Here is a 21,197-nt window from a genome sequence, read left to right as displayed (position 1 = left end):
CGACCGTCGAGCTCTTCAAGATCGTCAGGATGAGGAGAAGGCAGGTGGCCCACTGATGGCCGAGCAGTTCGTCGGCTCCGGCTGGTCGTTCCCGCTGCGCATCGGGCCGACCGGAGGGATCGCCCTGGTCAGCGGGGAGCGGGAGATCGAGGAGGCGATCCGGCTGGTCCTGTCGACCGCTCCGGGCGAGCGGCCGATGCGGCCGGACTTCGGCTGCGCGATCCACGACCTGGTGTTCGCGCCGGTCAACGAGCAGACCGCGGGCCGTATCCAGCACGAGGTGTACGCCAGCCTGGACCGCTGGGAGCCGCGCATCGAGGTCGACGACGTCGAGGTCACCGCCGGCACCGACCAGAGCGTGCTGTACATCGACGTCCGGTACTCGATCCGCGGCACCAACAACCCGCGCAGCCTGGTCTTCCCCTTCTACGCCATTCCGTCCCACGACGAGCCCGACGCCCCCGAAAGCGACCGCTGATGGCACTGCCCTCCCCCAACCTCGACGACCGCCGCTTCCAGCAGTTCGTCGACGACGCCAAGCGCTACATCCAGCAGCGCGCCCCGGAGTGGACGGACCACAACGTCTCCGACCCCGGCGTCACCCTCGTCGAGACGGTGGCCCACATGGCCGACCAGATCGTCTACCGGCTCAACCGGGTGCCGGAGAAGAACCACCTGGCGTTCCTGGACCTGGTCGGCATCACTCTGTTCCCGCCGTCCGCGGCCCGCACCGAGGTGACGTTCTGGCTGTCGGCTCCGCAGGAGGAGACGGTGTGGGTGCCGGTCGGCACGGAGGTCGCCACGCTGCGCACCGAGAGCGAGGAGGCGGTGGTCTTCGCCACCGAGCGCGAACTGACGGTGGTGCCCTGCGCGTTGCGTCATCTGCTGGTGCAGCACCGGGGTGAGCCGATGGCCGACCGGACCTCCGACCTCGCCGAGGAGGACAAGGACCTGCTGGTCTTCGCCGAGTCGCCCGGCCCCGGAGACGCGGTGCTGTTCGGCCTGACCGCCGCGGTCCCGCACTGCGCGGTCGCCCTGGACCTGGACAGCCGGGTGGACGGCGTCGGCGTGGACCCGCGCCAGCCGCCGCTGGTGTGGGAGGCGTGGACCGCGGACGGCTGGCAGCCCTGTGAGGTCGACCGGGACGGCACGGGCGGCCTGAACCGGCCCGGCGAGGTGGTCCTGCACATCCCCGGCGGGCATGTGCTGTCCCGCAACGCCGGCCAGGAGGCCGGCTGGCTGCGCTGCCGGGTCACCGAACCCCGGCCGGACCAGCCCTTCTACACCACCTCGCCCACCGTGCGGGCCGCCGAGGCCTTCACGATCGGCGGCACGACCGACGCCGTGCACGCCGAGACGGTGTACGACGAGGCGCTCGGCGAGTCCACCGGGCTGCCGGGGCAGCGGCTGCGCCTGCTGCACGCGCCCGTGGTCGGCGACGACCCGCCGGTGCTGCTGCAGACCGCCGAGCACGACGGCTGGACGGACTGGCGGGTCGTCCCGAACTTCGCGGGCTCCGGGCCGTACGACCGGCACATCACCCTCGACGCCACGACCGGCGAGATTGCCTTCGGCCCGGCCGTGCGCGAACCCGACGGATCGCTGCGGCAGTACGGGATGGTCGCCCCCAAGGGAGCGCCCGTCCGGGCCCGCCGCTACCGCACGGGCGGTGGCCGCGCGGGCAATGTGGCGCGCGGTGCCGTACAGGTCCTGCGCACCTCCATCCCGTACGTCTCCGAGGTCGTCAACCGCGAGGCCGCGCGCGGCGGTGTGGACGGGGAGACGGTGGAGGAGGCGAAGGTCCGGGCCCCGATCACCCTGCGCGCCCAGGAGCGTGCCGTGACGCTGCGCGACTACGAGGAGCTGGCCCGTCGCGCCGCCCCGGAGACGGCTCGCATCACCTGCCTGGAGGGCGAGGAGGGCGAGCACGGTGCCTACGCGGTACGGGTGCTGGTCGTGCCGCAGGCCGTGCCGGACCCCGGCGGCCGACTGCGCTTCGAACAACTCGTGCCCGGTGACGTGCTGCTGGACCGCATCACCCGGCATCTGGACGAACGGCGCCTGATCGGGACCCGGTTGGCGGTGGGCCCGCCGTACTACCAGGGCGTCACCGTGGTGGCCACGGTGCATGCCTTCCGGGGTGTCGACACCGACCGGGTGCGCCGGGAGGCGCACGACGCCCTCTACCGGCACCTCGATCCGCTGACCGGCGGCACGGACGGCACCGGCTGGCCGTTCGGGCGTCCGGTCCAGGCCGGGGAGGTGTTCGCGGTGCTGCAACGCGTACCGGGGGTGGAGCTGGTCGACGAGGTGGTCCTGCACCCCGCGGACCCGCTCACCGGCAAACGCGGCGAGCCGACCGACCGGATCGATCTGTCCGCGCCGTCGCTGGTGTTCTCGTTCGACCACCGCGTCCGGGTGATCGGAGACGGTTCGTGAAGGGGGATCTGATGGGGGGCCGCATATGAGGGGCTCGATCGACGGCCTCGGATCCTCCTCGCCGATCGGCACGATGCTGCCGGCGGTGTTCGCCGACGACGACCTGGCCCAGCGGTTCGTCGGCGGGCTCGACGACGTGATCGCCCCGATCCTGAGCGTGCTGGACTGTCTCGACACCTACTTCCGCCCGTCCCTCACCCCGCTCGACTTCACCCAGTGGCTGGGGAGTTGGGTCGGCGCGGAGACCGCGGGAGACGAACCCGAGGCACGACTGCGGGCGGCTGTGGCCGCCGCCGCGTATCTGCACCGCATCCGCGGCACCCGCCGCGGGCTGTCGGAGGCGGTCCGGCTCGCGTTCGGCGTGGCGCCCGAGATCACCGAGAGCGGCGGCGCCGCGTGGAGCGCCCGGCCGCTCGGCCCGTTCCCGGGGGCGCCCCGTCCCCGTCTGCACGTCCACCTACGACTTCCCGACCCGACCCCCGCGGACCGCTACCGCCTGGAGACCCTCGTGTCCGCCGCCCGCCCCGCTCATATGCCGTACACGGTCCAGGTGACCGCCAGTGCCCCCGCCGAAAGGACCCGGGAGACATGACAACCCCCCAGAACTGCGCCGACTGCGGCACCCGCGCGGAGCCGGGCCAGTCCTTCTGCGACGCCTGCGGGGCGGTACTGAGCTGGACGGACCGCCCGGCGGGCAGCACCGGCCCCCGGGCCGGGGCGTCCGGGCCGCACACTCCGGGCCGGGCCGCTGAGCGTTCCGGCCCCTCCCGGACCCCGGAGACTGCCGGCGAGCCCGGCTCCACCGGGCCGGCCAGGGCGTCCGAGCCCGCCGGGGGCTCCGGGACCACCGGACCCGCCGGAGGCTCCACGGCTTCGGCGCCCACCGGCCACGCGAGGCCCGACGGTGAGCCGGGCGGTGAGCCGGCCGGTGCCTCCTCCCGCGCGCCCGAGCCCGGCTGGGACGCCTTCGCCCGGCCGGACGGCGGTACGGGTCTGGCACCCCGCGACCGGCACGGCACCGGCACGGCGACGCACCAGCGCGCCACCCGCACGGCCGCCACGACCCCCCGGGCATCCGACCCTGCCCCCGACGAAGGCGCGGCCTCCTCACGGCAGGGCGACCACCCCGGTACACCGGACACGCCCGGCACCACCGTGCCGAGCCCGGTCACCCACGCCCGCCCCGACACCACCGCTCACCCGGACACGACCACCGGCCCCGGAGCCGCCGCCCCTCACCACGACACCACCGGCCCCGGCGCTCCCTCCCCGACCGACCGCCTCCCGGACGAAACCGCCCCCACCGAACCCATCCCCCCGGCCACCCGGACCCCGCACCACCCCGCCGACGCCGACGCCGGCTCCGAATCCAGCTCCGTCTCCGGCTCCGACACCCACGGCATGACCGACCGCGCCCGCCGCCTCCTCATCCCGGTCGGCGAACCCGAACCCCAGCCCGACCCGCACCCCTCCGTCGCCCCGGTCCTGCCCGGCCGCCCCGAACCGCAGCGCCCGCAGGCCGTACGCGCCCCCGGTCAGGAACACGGCATGGACGGCGGCGCCCCCTGCCCCTGGTGTGCCACCCGCAACCGGCCCGAGCGGCACTTCTGCGCCCGGTGCGCGATGCCCATGGCCGGCGACGGACCGGCCGGCCCGGCCCGGCTCCCCTGGTGGCGACGGCTCGGCCCGTTCGGCAGCCAGGAGGCCCCGTGGGCGGGCGACCGCCCCCGGCTGCGCCGTGCCTTCGACCGTGTCCTGTCCTGGCTGGGCATCGTGATCGTGCTGTCCCTGCTGATCGTGCTGGTGATCAACATCCCGCAGGGCGTCCAGGCCACCCGCGACCACTTCGCCAAGCGCGCCGAGGTGTCCCCGGACCGCTACGCCGCGTCCCGCTACTTCCCGGGCCACAAGCCGGACCTGGCCTTCGACAAGCTCAACGACACCTGGTGGGGCCCGGGCGTCTCCGAATCGGGCAAGGGCCAGTGGGTGGAGGCCCGTTTCGACCAGCCGACCCGGCTCCTGGACCTGATCATCACGCCGGGCGTCTCCATCCGCCCCGACAAGCTCCGCGAGTCGGCGCTCCCGCACCGCCTGGAGGCCACGATCACGGGAGCCGACGGCAAGAAGACGACCCGTCAGATCACCCTCGACCAGGGCGCGGGCCCCCAGCGGCGTGCCTTCCGCGTGGGCGAGGTCACCGCCGTCCGCTTCACCATCGAGTCCGCCCACGGCATCTCGGCGAAGAAGCAGGTCGCCATCGCTGAGATCGAGTTCTTCGGCCCGTCGAGCGCGAACAGCGGCTGAGCGCGCCGCGGCCCCGGACGGAAACAGACCGTCCGGGGCCGCGTCGTATGACGACCGGGGTGACTACGCGTCCAGCGACGTCATCACGTGCTTGATCCGCGTGTAGTCGTCGAAGCCGTACGACGACAGGTCCTTGCCGTAGCCGGACTTCTTGAAGCCGCCGTGCGGCATCTCGGCGACCAGCGGGATGTGGGTGTTGATCCACACACAGCCGAAGTCGAGCTTCTTGGACATGCGCATCGCGCGGCCGTGGTCCTTGGTCCACACGGAGGAGGCCAGCGCGTACTCGACGTCGTTGGCCCACGTCACGGCCTGCTCCTCGTCGGAGAAGGACTGGACGGTGATGACCGGGCCGAAGACCTCGTTCTGGATGATCTCGTCGTCCTGCTTCAGGCCCGAGACGACGGTCGGCGCGTAGAAGTAGCCCTTGTCGCCGACCCGCTTGCCGCCGGCCTCCACGCGCGCGTGCGCCGGCAGCCGGTCGATGAAGCCCTCGACCTGCTTGAGCTGGTTGGGGTTGTTGAGCGGGCCGAACAGCACGTCCTCGTCGTCCGGCTGACCGGTCTTCGTCTCGGACGCGGCCTTCGCCAGCGCGGAGACGAACTCGTCGTGGATGGACTCGTGGACGAGCACGCGCGTGGCGGCCGTACAGTCCTGGCCCGCGTTGAAGTAGCCCGCGACCGAGATGTCCTCGACGGCCTTGGGGATGTCGGTGTCCTCGAAGACCACGACGGGCGCCTTGCCGCCCAGCTCCAGGTGGACGCGCTTGACGTCCTTGGAGGCGGACTCGGCGACCTGGATGCCGGCGCGCACCGAGCCGGTGATGGAGGCCATCGCCGGGGTGTCGTGCTCGACCATCATGCGGCCGGTGTCGCGGTCGCCGCAGATGACGTTGAAGACGCCCTTGGGGACGACCGAGCCGATGATCTCGGCCATGAGGACCGTCGAGGCCGGGGTGGTGTCCGACGGCTTCAGGACGACGGTGTTGCCCGCCGCGAGCGCCGGGGCGAACTTCCACACGGCCATCATCATCGGGTAGTTCCACGGCGCGACCTGCGCGCAGACGCCCACCGGCTCACGGCGGACGATGGAGGTCAGGCCCTCCATGTACTCGCCGGCCGAGCGGCCCTCCAGCATCCGCGCCGCACCCGCGAAGAAGCGGATCTGGTCGACCATCGGCGGGATCTCCTCGGAGCGGGTCAGCCCGATGGGCTTGCCCGTGTTCTCCACCTCGGCCGCGATCAGCTCCTCGGCACGCTCCTCGAAGGCGTCCGCGATCTTCAGCAGTGCCTTCTGACGCTCGGCGGGCGTGGTGTCGCGCCAGCCGGGAAAGGCCTCGGCGGCCGCCGCCATAGCGGCGTCCACGTCCGCCTGCCCGGACAGCGGAGCGGTCGCGTACGCCTCACCCGTCGCGGGATTGACCACCTCGGTGGTCCGTCCGTCGGCGGCGTCCCGGAACTCACCGCCGATGTAATTGCGCAGACGACGAAGCTCGGTGCTCACTGCCGGCCCTCCAGTTCGGATGTCCAGTACTTGAGACACCCACCCTAGTCGCCAGGTCCACGTTTTCAACACCCCCACTCCCTTGATTCGTGCGGAATCCGCAGGGTTCGGCAATCAAAACAACGGATTTCATCGATCACGCCTTGCGGAAGTGACGAGACCTCGTGCACAGTGAGCTCGTGGCCAGTCGAAGCGCAGACCAGAAGGGGCCGCGGGAACTCCGCGAGTCCTCCCGCGAGTCCAGGAACGGCAGCTCGCCCCAGCTGGACGCCGTCTCCCTCGCCATCATCGAACAGCTCCAGGAGGACGGCCGCCGGCCGTACGCCGCCATCGGCAAGGCCGTCGGCCTCTCCGAGGCGGCCGTGCGCCAGCGCGTCCAGAAGCTGCTCGACCAGGGCGTGATGCAGATCGTCGCCGTCACGGACCCGCTCACCGTGGGCTTCCGCAGACAGGCGATGGTCGGCGTCAACGTCGAGGGCGACGTGGAGTCGGTAGCGGACGCGCTGACGGCCATGTCCGAATGCGAGTACGTGGTGATGACCGCGGGCTCCTTCGACCTGATGGTGGAGATCGTCTGCGAGGACGACGACCACCTCCTCGAGGTCATCAACAAACGCATACGGGCCGTGCCCGGAGTGCGCTCGACGGAGAGCTTCGTCTACCTGAAGCTCAAGAAGCAGACCTACATGTGGGGAACCCGATAACCGTGAGGACCCGATAGCCGTGAGCAAGGACCTCTCCCAGTCCGCGTACGACCACCTGTGGATGCACTTCACGCGCATGTCGTCGTACGAGAAGGCCCCCGTACCCACCATCGTCCGTGGCGAGGGCACCTACATCTACGACGACCAGGGCAAGCGCTACCTGGACGGCCTCGCCGGCCTGTTCGTGGTGCAGGCCGGGCACGGCCGTGTCGAGCTCGCCGAGACCGCATTCAAACAGGCGCAGGAGCTGGCGTTCTTCCCGGTGTGGTCCTACGCCCACCCCAAGGCCGTCGAGCTGGCCGAGCGCCTCGCGCACCACGCCCCGGGCGACCTGAACAAGGTCTTCTTCACCACCGGCGGCGGCGAGGCCGTCGAGACCGCGTGGAAGCTCGCCAAGCAGTACTTCAAGCTGACCGGCAAGCCCACCAAGCACAAGGTCATCTCCCGAGCGGTCGCCTACCACGGCACCCCGCAGGGCGCCCTGTCCATCACCGGCCTGCCGGGTCTGAAGGCCCCGTTCGAGCCGCTGGTCCCGGGCGCGCACAAGGTCCCGAACACCAACATCTACCGCGCCCCGCTCTTCGGCGACGACCCGGAGGCCTTCGGCCGCTGGGCCGCCGACCAGATCGAGCAGCAGATCCTCTTCGAGGGCCCGGACACGGTCGCCGCGGTCTTCCTGGAGCCGGTGCAGAACGCGGGCGGCTGCTTCCCGCCCCCGCCCGGCTACTTCCAGCGCGTCCGCGAGATCTGCGACCGGTACGACGTGCTGCTCGTGTCCGACGAGGTCATCTGCGCCTTCGGCCGGCTGGGCACGATCTTCGCCTGCGACAAGTTCGACTACGTACCGGACATGATCACCTGCGCCAAGGGCATGACCTCGGGCTACTCCCCGATCGGCGCCTGCATCATCTCCGACCGCCTGGCCGAGCCGTTCTACAAGGGCGACAACACCTTCCTGCACGGCTACACCTTCGGCGGCCACCCGGTCTCCGCGGCCGTGGGCCTCGCCAACCTCGACCTCTTCGAGCGCGAGAACCTCACCCAGCACGTCCTCGACAACGAGGGCGCGTTCCGCGCCACCCTGGAGAAGCTGCACGACCTGCCGATCGTCGGCGACGTCCGCGGCAACGGCTTCTTCTACGGCATCGAGCTGGTCAAGGACAAGAACACCAAGGAGTCCTTCAACGACGAGGAGACGGAGCGCGTCCTGTACGGCTTCCTCTCCAAGGCGCTGTACGACAACGGCCTGTACTGCCGTGCCGACGACCGCGGCGACCCGGTCGTCCAGCTCGCCCCGCCGCTGATCTCCGACCAGTCGACGTTCGACGAGATCGAGCAGATCCTGCGGGCCACCCTCTCGGAGGCCTGGACGAAGCTCTGATCGTCCTCAGGGGTGATCAGCATAAGGATGATCAACAACGGCCCCGGTGCCGTCCGTTCGAGTGAGAAACGGGCGCCCGGGGCCGCGTGCTGTCCGGCTGCTTGCCGTGGGCTGCCTAGCGTGCCCATTGACTCCTCCCCCTCACGGGGGATTCCTGGCTCACGCTGCTCGGTCGCTCAGCGAGCGACCGAGTCTGACGCGATCAGCACCAGCCGGGTTGAGACCAGCCCGGGCGGCAGAAACGCCTAGGAGGCGGCACGTGCTTGGTTCTCGCGACGCGCTGTCCACGACACACGCTACCCGGGAGCGAGCGCGTGACCAGCGACCTCTGCACTCGTTCGCCCGTACGAGGGACACAGCGCAGCATTTCCGACCAGAACCGAGGTGTACGCCCATGGAGGCCCCGCCGGACAACGACGTGCTCTGGGCACGCGCCCTGCACTTCCAGCACCACGACGGCTCGCCCGCGCTCTGCGGAGTCTCCCTCGGCGTCCGGGAGAGCGAGATTCTCGCCGTCAGCGGCCCGCGCGGCAGCGGCAAGACGACCCTGCTGCGGTGCCTGTCCGGCCTGGCGCCAGTCCGACGCGGCGAGGTCTGGTTCAACAGCGTGCCCGTGCACACCATGGGCGCCCTCACCCGCGAGCGGCTGCGCCGCGACCGCTTCGGCTGGATCGACCCGGTCCCCTCGCTGGTCCCGGAGCTCAACGCCTGGGAGAACGCCGCCCTGCCGCTGATGCTGCGCGGCACCAGCCGGCGCCGCGCCAAGCGGGCGGCCCTGGAGTGGCTGGAGCGCCTCGACATCGGCGACGGCGCCCGCAAGCGCCCGCACCAGCTGAAGCAGGCCGAGCGCCAGCGGGTGTGCATCGCCCGCGCCCTCGCCCCGGCGCCCTCGGTCCTGTTCGCCGACGAGCCGACGGCGCCCCTGCACCGCGCCGACCGCGCCCACGCGCTGCGCACCCTCACCACGGCGGCCCGCTCGCACGGCATCACGGTCGTCCTGGCCACCCACGACCCGGACACCGCGGCCCTCGCCGACCGCACGGTCTTCCTGCTGGACGGGCGGCGTGTGCAGACGGTGCATCTGCCTCCGGTCGCGGAGACCACCGAGCCGGAAGGCCGGGCGGCGTGCTCGCTCTCCGTCTGACCCGCGCCGCCCACCCCGCCGTCCAGCTGCGCCGCCTGCTGGTCGCGGCGGCCTCGGCGGGCACGGGTTTCCTGCTGCTCTGCGCCCTGGGCTACGCGCTGGGTCACCCCGGCGACCCCGGCACCGCCCTGCTGCGCCTGGCCTGGTGCGCGGCGCCCCTCGCCGCCACGGTGTACTTCGCCCTCGCGGTGGCCCGCACCGATCCCGCCACCAAGCCCCGCCCCGGCCTCTCCGCGATCGGCCTCGGACCGCTGCGCCTGATGGCCGTCGCGGCGACGACGACCGCCCTGTCCTGCGCCCTGGGCTCGATGCTGGCCCTGCTGTTCTTCCTGCACCTGCGGGGCGACCTGACGGGCCTGCCCTTCGACGGCGCGGCCGCCGAGGCCCTCGCCGCGGACCAGCCGCTGCCGGTGCCGGGAGCCCTGACGCTGCTGGCGCTCGTCCCCACGGGCGCGTCCCTCGCGGTGGTGCTGGCGCTGCGGCCCAGAGAGCAGCGGGCGGCCGCGGCGGCCAGGGTGGTGTACGGCCGCTTCGGCGCGTACCGGCGCGTGAGCACCCTCGAGACCTTCGGGGCGTACGGCCGTTTCGGCCGGCAGATCACCCGGCCCGGGAGCGCTCCCGCCGGCGAGCCCACCGGGCAGCAGAGCGGGCCCCCGGCGGCTCGGACCGGCGAATCGGCCTCGGCGACGGTCGTCGAGGAGCCCGGGAGCGCGGTGAGCACGATCGAGGACCCCGCTCAGCCGTCCGCCCGGCACACCGCTGCACCGGACACCGCCGACGCCTCGGCGTTCTCCGAGGCGCGGCTGCCGGACGCCGTCACCGCCGACGGCGCCCCCTCCGCCGCCCCTTCCGGACTCCCCTGGGGCATCACCGTCCTGGCCGCGGGGCTCGCCGTGGAGACCTACGCGAGCCGTACCGCCCCCAAGGCGCCCGACCTCGCCTTCTCCGGCGCCTCCCCCGGCGTCATGGCGGGCTGGATCCTGGCCACCGTCGGCCTGGCCCTGGTCGGTCCCGGTCTGACCCACCTGTGCGGCCGGCTGCTCCAGTCGGCCCGCCCGGGCGCGCTGCGGCTGCTGGCCGGGCGCATCCTCATGACGGAGGCCACCCGCATCGGCCGCCCCCTGGGCGTGGTCTGCGCGGTGCTGTCGGCCACCTACGCGATGGCGCTGCTGCACGCCCCGGACGGACTGTCGCTCGGCCCCCTCACCATCCTCGGCGTGCTGCTCGTGACCGGCTGCACCGTGGCGACGCTCCTGACCGCCGCCGTCGAGGCCCGGCAGGCCCGCGCCGACACCACCTCCGCGCTGCTGCGGCTGGGCGCCCCCGCGACCATGCTGCGCAGTGCCGCGGCCCTGCGCGCGGGCGCGCTGCTCGCCCTGTTCGCCCCGCTCACCCTGACGGTCGCGGAGCTGGCGGCGCTGCCGCTGGCGCGCTGAAACCCGTACAAGAAAAATCTCCGGACGGCGATGAGTTCCGCACCGGCCCCGGGTCTATCCCCGCGTAACGACACAGAGCCCGTAGGGAGAGACTTCGCATGTACCAGCAGATGATCTTCGTGAACCTGTGCACCGGCGACCTCGGGGCCTCGAAGAAGTTCTTCACGGAGCTGGGCTTCACGATCAACGAGCAGTTCAGCGACGACACCACCGCCTCGGTCGTGATCAGCGAGACGATCGTCGTGATGGTGCACACCAAGGAGAAGTACTCCCAGTTCACCAAGAAGGAGATCGCGGACTCCAAGAAGCACAGCGAGGTGCTGATCGCGCTGAGCTCGGAGAGCCGCGAGAAGGTCGACGAGCTCGTGGAGAAGGCGGTCGCGGCCGGCGGCTCCGTCTCCGGCGAGACCCAGGACCACGGTTTCATGTACGGCCGCGCCTTCGACGACCCGGACGGCCACACCTTCGAGGTCGTGTGGATGGACCCGGCGGCCGTCCAGGGCTGAGACACGCTGTGCCAGCATGGGCGGGTGCAGACGATGCCCGCCCATGCGGCCCACCATGACGACCGTGAGATCGAGACGCTCGAGGAGTTCGACGCGACCGTCTCGGCGCGCGGCACGCTCGCCGGTCACCGCGTCCAAGCCGTCGACCTGACGGACCGTACGCGCGAACTGCTCACCACGGACACCGCGGGCGCGATATTCCTCGGCTGCGCGATGCGCGAGGACGCGGCCGCGAAGATACGCGGCGACGGCGCCCTGGTCTTCCCGCCCGTGCCGGATCTGCCCTTCGATCCGTACCGCGGCCTGGTCTACTCGCCGGACGAGCTCTTCGCCTCCCTGCCGGACGGCTACGAGGCCACGCCCGACGCCCGCGCCTACGCCTGGTTCCAGGGCACGAAGGCCGACGGGGACATCTACGCGTCCATGCTGCGCGCGGTGCACGACGACTCCGTCTCGGACGCCCTCGACGAACTCCTGTCCGGCGCCCGGGTGGTGGGCGTGATGGGCGGCCACGCGATGGCCCGGGGCACCGAGGAGTACGCGGGGGCGGCGCGGCTCGGCCGCGAACTGGCCCGCGCCGGTTTCACGGTCGCCACCGGCGGCGGCCCGGGCGCGATGGAGGCGGCCAACCTCGGCGCGTACGCGGCCCCGTTCGACGACGAGATGCTCACCGAGTCGCTCGAACTGCTCGGCAAGGCACCGCGCTTCACCCCGTCGATCACCCAGTGGGCGGCCGCGGCCTTCGAGATACGCACCCGCTGGCCCCAGGGCGGCCGCTCCGTCGGCATCCCGACCTGGTTCTACGGCCACGAGCCGCCGAACGCCTTCGCCTCGCACATCGCCAAGTACTTCGCCAACGCCACCCGCGAGGACGGCCTGCTGGCCCGGTCCACGGCGGGTGTGGTGTTCCTGCCGGGCGCCGCCGGCACCGTACAGGAGATCTTCGACAACGCGACGCCGAACTACTATGAGTCGCGCGGCGAGCCGACGCCCATGGTGCTGGTGAACCGCGCGCACTGGACGGAGAGGCTGCCGACGTGGCCGTTGCTCCAGTCGCTGGCCAGGGGGCGTTCGATGGAGGCGCGGATCGCGCTGGTCGAGCGCATCGAGGAGGCGCCGGAGGCGCTGAAACGTCTCGGCGGTTAATAAGCAGGCAAAGCAAGTGCTTGCAAGCTGCATATGCGTTGACACTACTTATGCGGCGCTTATAAACCTGTGAGTCTCCAGGTAGTGCTGATGTTCCGTCACCACTGCCTCAGCCCCCCGCATTACGCATCCTGTAAAGGACAAACGTGGCAGTTCTGTCCGTATCCCGCCGCGCACGTGCCGTGCGCATCCTCGGTGTCGTCTCGGCCTCGGCCGCGCTCGCGCTCGGTGCCTCCGGCACCGCGCTGGCCTGCAACATCAACGAGTTCTCCGCCGAGGCGAAGTGTGACGGCGACAAGGGCGTCATCACCGTCACCGACGTGGACCCCGCCGGCATCGCGGCGACGGTCACCGTGTACCTGCAGAACAACGGCGCCGACGCCAAGAAGGTCGGCGAGCAGGTGGTCAAGGGCTCGCGCGAAGGCACCACCATCACCTTCGCCGAGAACTGGAAGCCCAACGCGGAGTACCGCATCCACGTGAAGGCCACCCCGTACGTCGACGAGGACATCAAGCCGAACCTCGTCACCCCGGCCACCGCCTGCAAGAAGCAGGAGGAGGAGCCGCCGCCGGCGACTCCCCCGGCCACGCCGACCCCGTCGGCCCTTCCCTCGAAGCCGGCCGAGGAGACCGACACCCCGGCTCCGACGCCGTCGGAGAGCGAGAGCACCACGCCGGCGGGCAACGCGCCCGGCCCGGCCGGTGACTCCAACCTCGCCGAGACCGGCGCCAACTCCAACACCGGCGTCATCGCCGGGATCGCGGCGGCCCTGGTCGTCGTCGGTGGCGGCGCGGTGTTCTTCGGCATGCGCCGTCGTGGGGCGAACAGCGACAGCTGACGCCTGCGCACACCTTGATGTGGCCCGTCCCGTGACCCACGGGGCGGGCCACGTCCGTCTCACCCGAACGTCGCTCGCTCCAGCCAGAACTCCAGCAACTCCCGCTCCCCCAGCACCTCGAGCTCCGGAGCGTCCAGCGGCAGCCGCCGGTAGAACGCGAGCAGGACGGAGGTCAGCGGCCCGCGCAGGGCGACCGTGGCCTTCTCATGGCCCCGGCGCCAGGTGACACCGTCCTCGGTGAGCGCGACGAGCCACTCGGCGTTCACCTCGGGCCCGGTGTCGGTGGCGTGCAGGTGGATACCGCGGCCCGGGCCCCGCAGTTCCCTCGCCGCGTCGTGCGGCTCCGTCCGCTGCACGTACTCCACGATCTGCAGCCACTCGTCGATCGCGTCGGCGGCGACGTCGGGCGCGACCTCGTAGGGCAGCCCCGCGGCGAGCGTGGCGTCCGCGCGGTGCACGGTGACCTCGTGCGTCATCCGCCGGGCCCAGAACCCGGCGGTGGGCGTCCCCGCCCAGCCCCACACCTTCGCGTCCGGCCCGGCCTCCCGCAGCGCGGCGACGACCTGCTCGCCCGCCTCCCCCAGCCACGCGTCCAACGCGGCGGCGTCACCCCGGGCCTCGGGCCCTTCGACGCCGGGCACCTGCTCCTCCGGCACCTCCTCCCGGGCCCGGGTCCGCACCATGAGCTCCACCCAGCGCAGGGCGCCGCCCGTGTGCCGGACCAGCTCCTCCAGCGACCAGTCGGGGCAGGTCGGCACGGTGGCGGACAGCTCGGCGCCGGAGGTCACGACCGACCTCAACAGGCCGACCTGGTGGGCGATTTCGTCGCAGTAGCGGTCGTGCGCGAGGAGTGTCATGACCCGCACCCTAAGGCGACCAGGATCAGTCGAGCACGACGATTTCGGCCGCGTCGAACTCCACTCCGGCCTCGTCCCCGACCTCCGGCGCCGACCGCAGCGCGCACGCCGCCTCCAGACGCGGGGCGTCCTCCGGCTGGAGGTGGACGGCGACATGGGTGCCCTTGAAGGTACGGGCGGTCACCGTGCAGCGCAGGCCCGCACCGGCGGGCACCAGGCGTACGCCCGCGGGCCGTACCAGGAGGGTCCGGGTGCCCTGCGGGGCGCCCTCCGGCACCGGCACCTTGCCCCACGGTGTGTCCGCGGCCTCCGCCCCCACCGTCGCCTCGACGACGTTCTCGAAGCCGAGGAAGCGGGCCACGAACGCGTCGGCCGGCCGCTGCCAGACCTGAAGCGGCGTACCGGACTGGGCGATCCGCCCGTCCCTCATCACCACGACCCGGTCGGCCAGCGCGAAGGCCTCCCCCTGGTCGTGCGTCACGGCGAGCACGGTCGTGCCCAACCGGCCGAACAACTCCCGCAGTTCCACGACCAGCCGCTCCCGCAGCGACCGATCGAGCTGGCCCAGCGGCTCGTCCAGCATCAGCAGCCGGGGGCTCGGCGCCAGGGCCCGGGCCAGCGCCACCCGCTGCTGCTCCCCGCCGGACAGCGCGGCGACGGCCCGGCGAGCCGCGCCGGGCAACCCGACGAGGTCCAGCAACTCCCGGACCTGATCGGCCTGTTGCCGCTTGGACGCCCCGTGCATGCGCAGCCCGAAGGCGACGTTGCCGCCCACGTCCCGCTGCGGGAACAGCTGGTGGTCCTGGAACATCAGCCCGACCCCGCGCCGGTGCGCGGGCACGCCCGCCTGGTCGCGCCCGTCGAGCGACACCCGCCCGGAGTCGAGCGGCTGAAGCCCGGCCACGGCCCGCAGCAGGGTCGACTTACCGCTGCCGCTGGGCCCGAGCACGCACACGATCTCGTGCTCGGCGACCTCCAGATCGACGGCGTCCAGCACGGCCCGCCCGCCGAAACGGACCGTCGCGCCCTCCAGCGCCAGCAGCATCAGAACTCCCCTGTCCGGTCGGCGGTCCTGAGCCTCTCCAGCACCAGCAGGGCCACGGCGCACACCACCATCAGAATCGTCGAAAGGGCCATCGCCTGGCCGTAGTTGAGCTCCCCGGGCCGGCCCAGAAGCCGCGCCACGGCCACCGGCAATGTCGGATTGTCGGGCCGCGCGATGAACACCGTCGCCCCGAACTCCCCGAGCGACACCGCGAAGGCGAACCCGGCGGCGATCAGCAGCGCCCGCCGCACCATCGGCAGGTCCACCTCCCGCCACACCCGCCAGGGCGAGGCCCCCAGCACCGAGGCCGCCTCCCGCAGCCGCGCGTCCACCGCCCGCAGCACGGGCAGCATGGTCCGCACGACGAACGGCACCCCGACCAGCGCCTGCGCGAGCGGCACCAGGATCCACGAGGACCTCAGATCCAGCGGCGGCTCGTCGAGGGCGATCAGGAACCCGAAGCCGACGGTCACCGCGGACACTCCGAGCGGCAGCATCAGCAGCGCGTCGAAGCCGCGCACGAACCGCCCGGCGTCCCTGCGGGTGAGCGCGACGGCGGCGAGGCCGCCGATCACCACGGCGATGACGGTGGCGGCGACGGCGTACTCCAGCGAGTTGCCGATCGCCTCGATCGGCGGCACCAGGAACACCCCTCCGTCGGCCCTGGTCAGCGCGCGGTAGTAGCCGAAGCGGGGCGCGTCCAGGGACCGCTGGACCAGCACGGCGAGCGGCAGCACAAGCAGCACGACGATCGTCAGCAGCACCCCGCCCAGCAGCGCCCACTGCCCGGCGCCGCGCGGCCGGCGCGCGGTCACCGACGCGTCCACCAGCCGCAGCGCGGTCTCCCGCCGCCGTACGGTCCAGGCGTGCAGGGCGAGGACGGCGCCCACGGCGACGAACTGAATCAGCGTCAGCACGGCCGCCGTGGACAGGTCGAAGATCTCCGACGTCTGCCGGTAGATCTCCACCTCCAGGGTCGAGAAGGTGGGCCCGCCGAGGATCTGGACGACACCGAAGGAGGTGAAGGTGAACAGGAAGACCATGAGCGCGGCGGCGGCCACGGCCGGGGCGAGGGCGGGGAGCGTCACCTGCCGCCAGGCCTTCAGCGGGGACGCCCCGAGCATCCGCGCGGCCTCCTCCTGCCGCGGGTCGAGCTGTGCCCAGAGCCCGCCGACGGTCCGTACGACGACCGCGTAGTTGAAGAAGACGTGCGCGAGCAGGATCGCCCACACGGTGGTGTCGAGCCGTACGCCCCACAGCTCGTCGAGCAGCCCGCCCCGCCCGACCAGCGCCAGGAACGCCGTACCGACGACGACCGTGGGCAGCACGAACGGGACGGTCACGGCCGCCCGCAGCACCTGCTTGCCCCGGAAGTGGAAGCGCGCGAAGACGTACGCGCCGGGGAGCGCGATCAGCAGGGTGAGCGCGGTGGAGACGAGCGCCTGCCAGGTGGTGAACCACAGGACGTGCCGGACGTCGGACTGCGCCAGCACCTCCCCGATCCGCCCGAACCGCCAGGCCCCGTCGACCTTCAGGCCGCGCGCGACGATCGCGGCGACGGGATAGGCGAAGAAGGCGGCGAAGAACGCGACGGGCAGGGCCATGAGCCCGAGCCGCGCCGCGCTCCCGCGCCGGTCCTCGCGGACGGCTGCCCGGCTTACTTCAGTACGAGTGAGGTCCACGACTTGACCCACTGATCACGGTTGTCGGCGATCTTCGCCGGGTCCATGGTCTCGGGATCCTCGGCCTGCGGCCCGAACTTCACGAACTCCGGCGGCACCTGGGCGCCCTCGCGCACCGGATACACGAACATGTTGAGCGGCATGTCCTCCTGGAACCGCTGGGAGACCAGGAAGTCGAGGAACGCCTTGCCCCCCTCGCTGTTCTTCGCGTTGCTCAGCAGCCCGGCGTACTCGACCTGCCGGAAGCAGGTGCCCTGCGCGACCCCGGTCGGCGCCTCGCTGGGCTTGGGGTCGGCGTAGACGACCTCGACGGGCGGCGAGGAGGCGTACGACACGACGAGCGGCCGGTCGCCCTTGGCCTTCTTGCCTCCGGCCGAGCCGGAGAACTCCTCGTTGTAGGCCTGCTCCCAGCCGTCGACGACCTTCACGCCGTTGGCCTTGAGCTTCTTCCAGTAGCCCTCCCAGCCCCCGTCGCCGTACTTGGCGGCGGTGCCGAGCAGGAAGCCGAGCCCGGGCGAGGAAGCGGAGGCGTTCTCGGTCACGAGCAGGTTCTTGTACTGGGGCTTGACCAGGTCGTCGAAGCTCTTCGGCGGCTCCAGCTCGTGGTCGGCGAAGTACTTCTTGTCGTAGTTGACGCAGATGTCGCCGGTGTCGACGGGCGTGACCCGGTGCTTGTCCTGGTCGGCCCGGTACTCGGCCTTGATCTGCTCGGAGCCCTTCGCCTCGTACGGCTGGAACAGCCCGTTGTCGAGGGCCCGTGACAGCAGGGTGTTGTCGACGCCGAAGAAGACGTCGCCCTGCGGGTTGTCCTTGGTCAGGATCGCCTTGTTCACGGCTTGCCCGGCGTCGCCGTCCTCCAGGACGTTGACCTTGTAGCCGGACTGCTTCTCGAAGGCGGCGATGACGCCCTTGGACGCGGCCCACGAGTCGTGGCTGACGAGGGTCACGGTCTTGGAGTCGCCGGACCCCTCGTCGCCGCCGGACGACCCGCACGCGGCGAGCGCGCCGGCCATCCCGAGCCCGACGACCACAGCCGTCAGCCGCTTTCTCTTGATGCCCACTGGATTCCTCCTGGATGACCAGGAGAAGACGCGGCCCCGCCCGGGAACTCAGGGGTCCCGGGCAGGGCGCAACAGCTCGAGTGATGACCGATCTCCCTACCCAGAATGACCTGGGCCAGGTTCGGAGGGTCTGCGGCCGTGTGCCGCACTCTCAGCGCTGTGGCGCTCCCCTGTCGGAATATGAAGGTGTATGTACGACGGTCAGACTACCGTTCGGTGGCCGCGAGCTGACCACACGCCCCGTCGATCTCCTGTCCACGGGTGTCCCGGATCGTCACCGGCACACCATGGGCGGCGATGGCCTCCACGAACGCCTTCTCGTCCTCGGGCCGCGAGGCGGTCCACTTCGACCCCGGCGTCGGGTTCAGCGGAATGAGATTGACATGCACGGGCTTGCCCTTGAGCAGCCGCCCGAGCCGGTCACCACGCCAGGCCTGGTCGTTGATGTCCCGGATCAGCGCGTACTCGATGGACAGCCGCCGCCCGGACTTGGCGCTGTACTCGAACCCGGCGTCCAGGACCTCCCGGACCTTCCACCGCGTGTTCACGGGGACGAGGGTGTCGCGCAGCTCGTCGTCGGGCGCGTGCAGCGAGATGGCGAGCCGGCACTTGAAGCCCTCGTCGGCGAACCGGTGGATCGCCGGCACGAGACCGACCGTCGAGACGGTGATCCCGCGCTGCGAGAGCCCCACCCCGTCGGGCTCGGGGTCGGTGAGCCGCCGGATGGACCCGATGACCCGGTTGTAGTTCGCGAGCGGCTCACCCATGCCCATGAACACGATGTTGCTGAGCCGCGCCGGACCGCCGGGAACCTCGCCGTCCCGCAGCGCCCGCATGCCGTCGACGATCTGGTGCACGATCTCGGCGGTGGACAGATTCCGGTCCAGACCCGCCTGCCCGGTCGCACAGAACGGGCAGTTCATCCCGCAGCCCGCCTGCGAGCTGATGCACATGGTCACCCGGTCCGGATAACGCATCAGCACGGACTCGACGAGCGTCCCGTCGAACAGCCGCCACAGCGTCTTGCGCGTGGTGCCCTGGTCGGTCGACAGATGCCGCACGACGCTCATCAGCTCGGGCAGCAACGCCTCCCGCAGCTTCCCCCGGGCACCGGCCGGAATATCGGTCCACTGCTCCGGCTCGTGCGCGTACCGCGCGAAGTAGTGCTGCGAGAGCTGCTTGGCACGAAACGGCTTCTCCCCGACAGCCGCAACGGCCTCCTTGCGCTCGGCAGGAGTGAGGTCGGCGAGATGCCGCGGCGGCTTCTTGGCTCCGCGGGGGGCGACGAAAGTGAGTTCTCCGGGCTTAGGCATGGCCCACCCAGTGTCGCAGATCGTCAGCGGTGGCCCGTGCCCCGCCCGCGGCACCCGGAGAGAGGCGTTCTAGTCGCCCGTGTGTTCCAGCCGGTTCTTGAGGAGCTGCTCGTTGCGCGGGAGTTCCTTGCGGACCTGGGGGCGGACGACGAGCGGTACCAGGACCTTGCCGACGCCGTGGCCCTCGATGTCGACGTCGATCGTCACGTGGGAGCGCTGCCCCTCGTCGAACGACTCGACCTCGCCGTGCACCCGCGGCCGGACGGGTCCGTCGACACCGCGCATGCCCCAGCTGTGCGGTGGGTCGTACTCCGTGACCTCCATGGTCATCGGCATCACACGGCGACCGATGTGCCGGGTGACCCGGACCCGGGAGCCGATGCCGAAGGGCCCCTCGTCGAGGCGTTCCGCGGACACGGCGCTCAGTTGCCACTCCGGCATGCGCGGGGTGTCCATGACGTAGTCGTAGACGTCCTCGGGACGCCGGTCGACATCGATGCTCTGTCGAATGATGGACATGATGTCCCCCTTTGCGACCTACACCTGAATCGTCCCACTCAGGACCCTCCGGTGCCTCCCGGAACGACAGCGAGCTCCCGCCCACAAGGACGGGAGCTCGCTGGATCGGGTCCGCTCAGCCGGATCCGACGAAGAGTACGAGCAGCAGCCACACCACCGGAGCCGTCGGCAGCAGCGAGTCCAAACGGTCCATGCTGTATCCATGTGCCGCTACCGCGGCGCGGCGCCGTGACCTGACTTCAGCCGGATCCAACAAAAAGCACGAACAACAGCCACACCACCGGAGCCGTCGGCAGCAGCGAGTCCAAACGGTCCATGATGCCGCCGTGACCGGGCAGCAGCGTGCCCATGTCCTTGATGCCGAGGTCCCGCTTGATCATGGACTCGCCGAGGTCGCCGAGCGTGGCGGTGACCGCGACCGCGAGGCCGAGCACCAGGCCTTGCCACCAGGCACCGTCCTCGATGAGGAACTGCATGCACAGCGCCCCCGCGACCATGGCGAAGGAGACCGCGCCGAGCAGGCCCTCGCGGGTCTTGCCGGGGCTGATGCGCGGGGCGAGCTTGGTCCGGCCGAAGCGCCAGCCGACGGCGTAGGCACCGGTGTCGCTGACGACGGTGAGCAGCAGGAAGGTGAGCACCCGCTGCGGCCCGTCGTCCGCGGTCAGCATCATCGCGACGAACGTCGCCAGGAACGGCACGTAGAACGCCGCGAAGACGCCCGCCGTGACGTCCCTGAGGTAGCCCTCGGGCGGTTCCGTCATGCGCCAGACGAGCACGGCCAGCGCGGTGAGCGCCATGGCGACCCAGGCGCCCTCGGCGCCTCGGACGTACCCGGAGACGACCATCGCGGCACCGCCGAGCGCGAGCGGAACGAGCGGCGCCCGGATGCCTTTGCGCTCGTCCAGCCGCTTGGTCAGCTCCCACAGGCCCACCACGACGGCGACCGCGACGACGCCGACGAACACGGCCTTGACGACGAACAGCGACGCGACGATCACCGTGCCGAGGCCGACCCCGACTCCTATCGCGGCACTCAGGTCGCGGCCCGCGCTCTTCTTCGGCGGCTTGGGTGCCGGCTGCGAGGCGTCGGGCATGGGTTCCGGATTCGTCTCGTTTCGGACCGGGGGGCCGCTCAGCCGAGCAGCCCTCCGGCCGTCATCCTGGTTTTCGCCGTGGTCGGCTACGTCAGGCACGATGGGCATGGGGCGAGTCTGAGGCGCTTCATACGCATCGTATGCGGGACCCGCCGGAGCGGCTCCCTGGACGTGCCCATGGCCAGGACTCTGGACATGGCCCGGGCTCTGGACGTGCCCGTGGC

Annotated in this window: 19 protein-coding genes and 1 riboswitch; of the genes, 11 read left to right on the top strand and 8 right to left on the bottom strand. The window is 71.5% G+C overall.

All coding sequences use genetic code 11. The features are described from left to right. Positions 1 to 55 precede the first annotated feature (55 nt). The 4 genes from ACWIF2_RS20480 to ACWIF2_RS20465 are packed head-to-tail and all read left to right on the top strand — an operon-like array spanning position 56 to position 4,743. Positions 56 to 478: a GPW/gp25 family protein gene (locus ACWIF2_RS20480; protein WP_454361934.1), complete on the top strand. Its 423-nt coding sequence runs from the start codon at positions 56 to 58 to the stop codon at positions 476 to 478. Next, positions 478 to 2,439: a putative baseplate assembly protein gene (locus ACWIF2_RS20475; RefSeq protein WP_454361933.1), complete on the top strand. Its 1,962-nt coding sequence runs from the start codon at positions 478 to 480 to the stop codon at positions 2,437 to 2,439. Before ACWIF2_RS20480 ends, ACWIF2_RS20475 begins: the two co-directional genes overlap by 1 nt. A gap of 25 nt (positions 2,440 to 2,464) precedes the next feature. Next, on the top strand, positions 2,465 to 3,031 hold the full coding sequence (locus ACWIF2_RS20470) for a phage tail protein (protein WP_454361932.1): 567 nt from the start codon (positions 2,465 to 2,467) through the stop codon (positions 3,029 to 3,031). After that, a complete protein-coding gene (locus ACWIF2_RS20465) occupies positions 3,028 to 4,743 on the top strand; it encodes an NADase-type glycan-binding domain-containing protein (RefSeq protein WP_454361931.1) in 1,716 nt (571 codons plus the stop codon). The genes ACWIF2_RS20470 and ACWIF2_RS20465 overlap by 4 nt, the downstream gene beginning before the upstream one ends. 63 nt (positions 4,744 to 4,806) lie before the next feature. Here ACWIF2_RS20465 and ACWIF2_RS20460 read toward each other — a convergent pair whose 3' ends face one another. Next, complete coding sequence (locus ACWIF2_RS20460) at positions 4,807 to 6,246, bottom strand: gamma-aminobutyraldehyde dehydrogenase (RefSeq protein WP_454361930.1); 1,440 nt, start codon at positions 6,244 to 6,246, stop codon at positions 4,807 to 4,809. Between the two features lie 164 nt (positions 6,247 to 6,410). Between ACWIF2_RS20460 and ACWIF2_RS20455 the strand changes: the two genes are divergently transcribed. The 7 genes from ACWIF2_RS20455 to ACWIF2_RS20425 all read left to right on the top strand — a co-directional run bounded on the left by ACWIF2_RS20455 (position 6,411) and on the right by ACWIF2_RS20425 (position 13,402). Continuing rightward, positions 6,411 to 6,950 (top strand): Lrp/AsnC family transcriptional regulator, encoded by a 540-nt coding sequence (locus tag ACWIF2_RS20455; RefSeq protein ID WP_454361929.1) that lies wholly within the window; start codon positions 6,411 to 6,413, stop codon positions 6,948 to 6,950. A 13-nt stretch (positions 6,951 to 6,963) separates the two neighbouring features. Next, positions 6,964 to 8,331, top strand: coding sequence for an aspartate aminotransferase family protein (locus ACWIF2_RS20450; protein ID WP_454361941.1), 1,368 nt, complete (start codon positions 6,964 to 6,966; stop codon positions 8,329 to 8,331). Between the two features lie 394 nt (positions 8,332 to 8,725). Further along, the gene (locus tag ACWIF2_RS20445; protein WP_189728044.1) at positions 8,726 to 9,475 is read left to right on the top strand and encodes an ABC transporter ATP-binding protein; all 750 of its coding nucleotides are present in this window, start codon (positions 8,726 to 8,728) and stop codon (positions 9,473 to 9,475) included. Further along, positions 9,457 to 10,911 (top strand): hypothetical protein, encoded by a 1,455-nt coding sequence (locus tag ACWIF2_RS20440; RefSeq protein WP_454361928.1) that lies wholly within the window; start codon positions 9,457 to 9,459, stop codon positions 10,909 to 10,911. Before ACWIF2_RS20445 ends, ACWIF2_RS20440 begins: the two co-directional genes overlap by 19 nt. Positions 10,912 to 11,009: 98 nt before the next feature. Beyond that, positions 11,010 to 11,417, top strand: coding sequence for a VOC family protein (locus ACWIF2_RS20435; protein ID WP_454361927.1), 408 nt, complete (start codon positions 11,010 to 11,012; stop codon positions 11,415 to 11,417). Between the two features lie 24 nt (positions 11,418 to 11,441). Further along, entirely contained in the window at positions 11,442 to 12,563 is a 1,122-nt protein-coding gene (locus ACWIF2_RS20430; RefSeq protein WP_454361926.1) for an LOG family protein, read from the top strand. Positions 12,564 to 12,709: 146 nt separating this feature from the next. Further along, a complete protein-coding gene (locus tag ACWIF2_RS20425) occupies positions 12,710 to 13,402 on the top strand; it encodes an LAETG motif-containing sortase-dependent surface protein (protein WP_454361925.1) in 693 nt (230 codons plus the stop codon). 59 nt (positions 13,403 to 13,461) lie between these two features. Here ACWIF2_RS20425 and ACWIF2_RS20420 read toward each other — a convergent pair whose 3' ends face one another. The 7 genes from ACWIF2_RS20420 to ACWIF2_RS20390 form a co-directional block, all read right to left on the bottom strand. Next, positions 13,462 to 14,259, bottom strand: a complete 798-nt coding sequence (locus ACWIF2_RS20420) for a maleylpyruvate isomerase family mycothiol-dependent enzyme (protein WP_454361924.1) — start codon at positions 14,257 to 14,259, stop codon at positions 13,462 to 13,464. Between the two features lie 25 nt (positions 14,260 to 14,284). Next, complete coding sequence (locus ACWIF2_RS20415; protein ID WP_454361923.1) at positions 14,285 to 15,304, bottom strand: ABC transporter ATP-binding protein; 1,020 nt, start codon at positions 15,302 to 15,304, stop codon at positions 14,285 to 14,287. Beyond that, positions 15,304 to 16,986: an ABC transporter permease gene (locus tag ACWIF2_RS20410; RefSeq protein WP_454361922.1), complete on the bottom strand. Its 1,683-nt coding sequence runs from the start codon at positions 16,984 to 16,986 to the stop codon at positions 15,304 to 15,306. The genes ACWIF2_RS20415 and ACWIF2_RS20410 overlap by 1 nt, the downstream gene beginning before the upstream one ends. Beyond that, on the bottom strand, positions 16,962 to 17,999 hold the full coding sequence (locus ACWIF2_RS20405; RefSeq protein WP_454361940.1) for a thiamine ABC transporter substrate-binding protein: 1,038 nt from the start codon (positions 17,997 to 17,999) through the stop codon (positions 16,962 to 16,964). Before ACWIF2_RS20405 ends, ACWIF2_RS20410 begins: the two co-directional genes overlap by 25 nt. Positions 18,000 to 18,122: 123 nt before the next feature. Then, positions 18,123 to 18,229, bottom strand: a riboswitch (TPP riboswitch). A 24-nt stretch (positions 18,230 to 18,253) separates the two neighbouring features. Continuing rightward, on the bottom strand, positions 18,254 to 19,360 hold the full coding sequence (gene rlmN, locus ACWIF2_RS20400; RefSeq protein WP_454361921.1) for a 23S rRNA (adenine(2503)-C(2))-methyltransferase RlmN: 1,107 nt from the start codon (positions 19,358 to 19,360) through the stop codon (positions 18,254 to 18,256). A gap of 69 nt (positions 19,361 to 19,429) precedes the next feature. Next, positions 19,430 to 19,879 carry an SRPBCC family protein gene (locus ACWIF2_RS20395; protein WP_454361920.1) on the bottom strand — a complete coding sequence of 150 codons (450 nt, stop codon included), beginning with the start codon at positions 19,877 to 19,879 and terminating at the stop codon, positions 19,430 to 19,432. A gap of 239 nt (positions 19,880 to 20,118) precedes the next feature. Then, positions 20,119 to 21,081, bottom strand: coding sequence for a phosphatidate cytidylyltransferase (locus ACWIF2_RS20390; RefSeq protein WP_454361919.1), 963 nt, complete (start codon positions 21,079 to 21,081; stop codon positions 20,119 to 20,121). Positions 21,082 to 21,197: the final 116 nt, after the last annotated feature.

The organism is Streptomyces sp. NPDC055506 (genome assembly GCF_053643595.1).
Note: the sequence above shows the minus strand (reverse complement) of the source record. Positions and strands in the feature narration are given on the sequence as shown.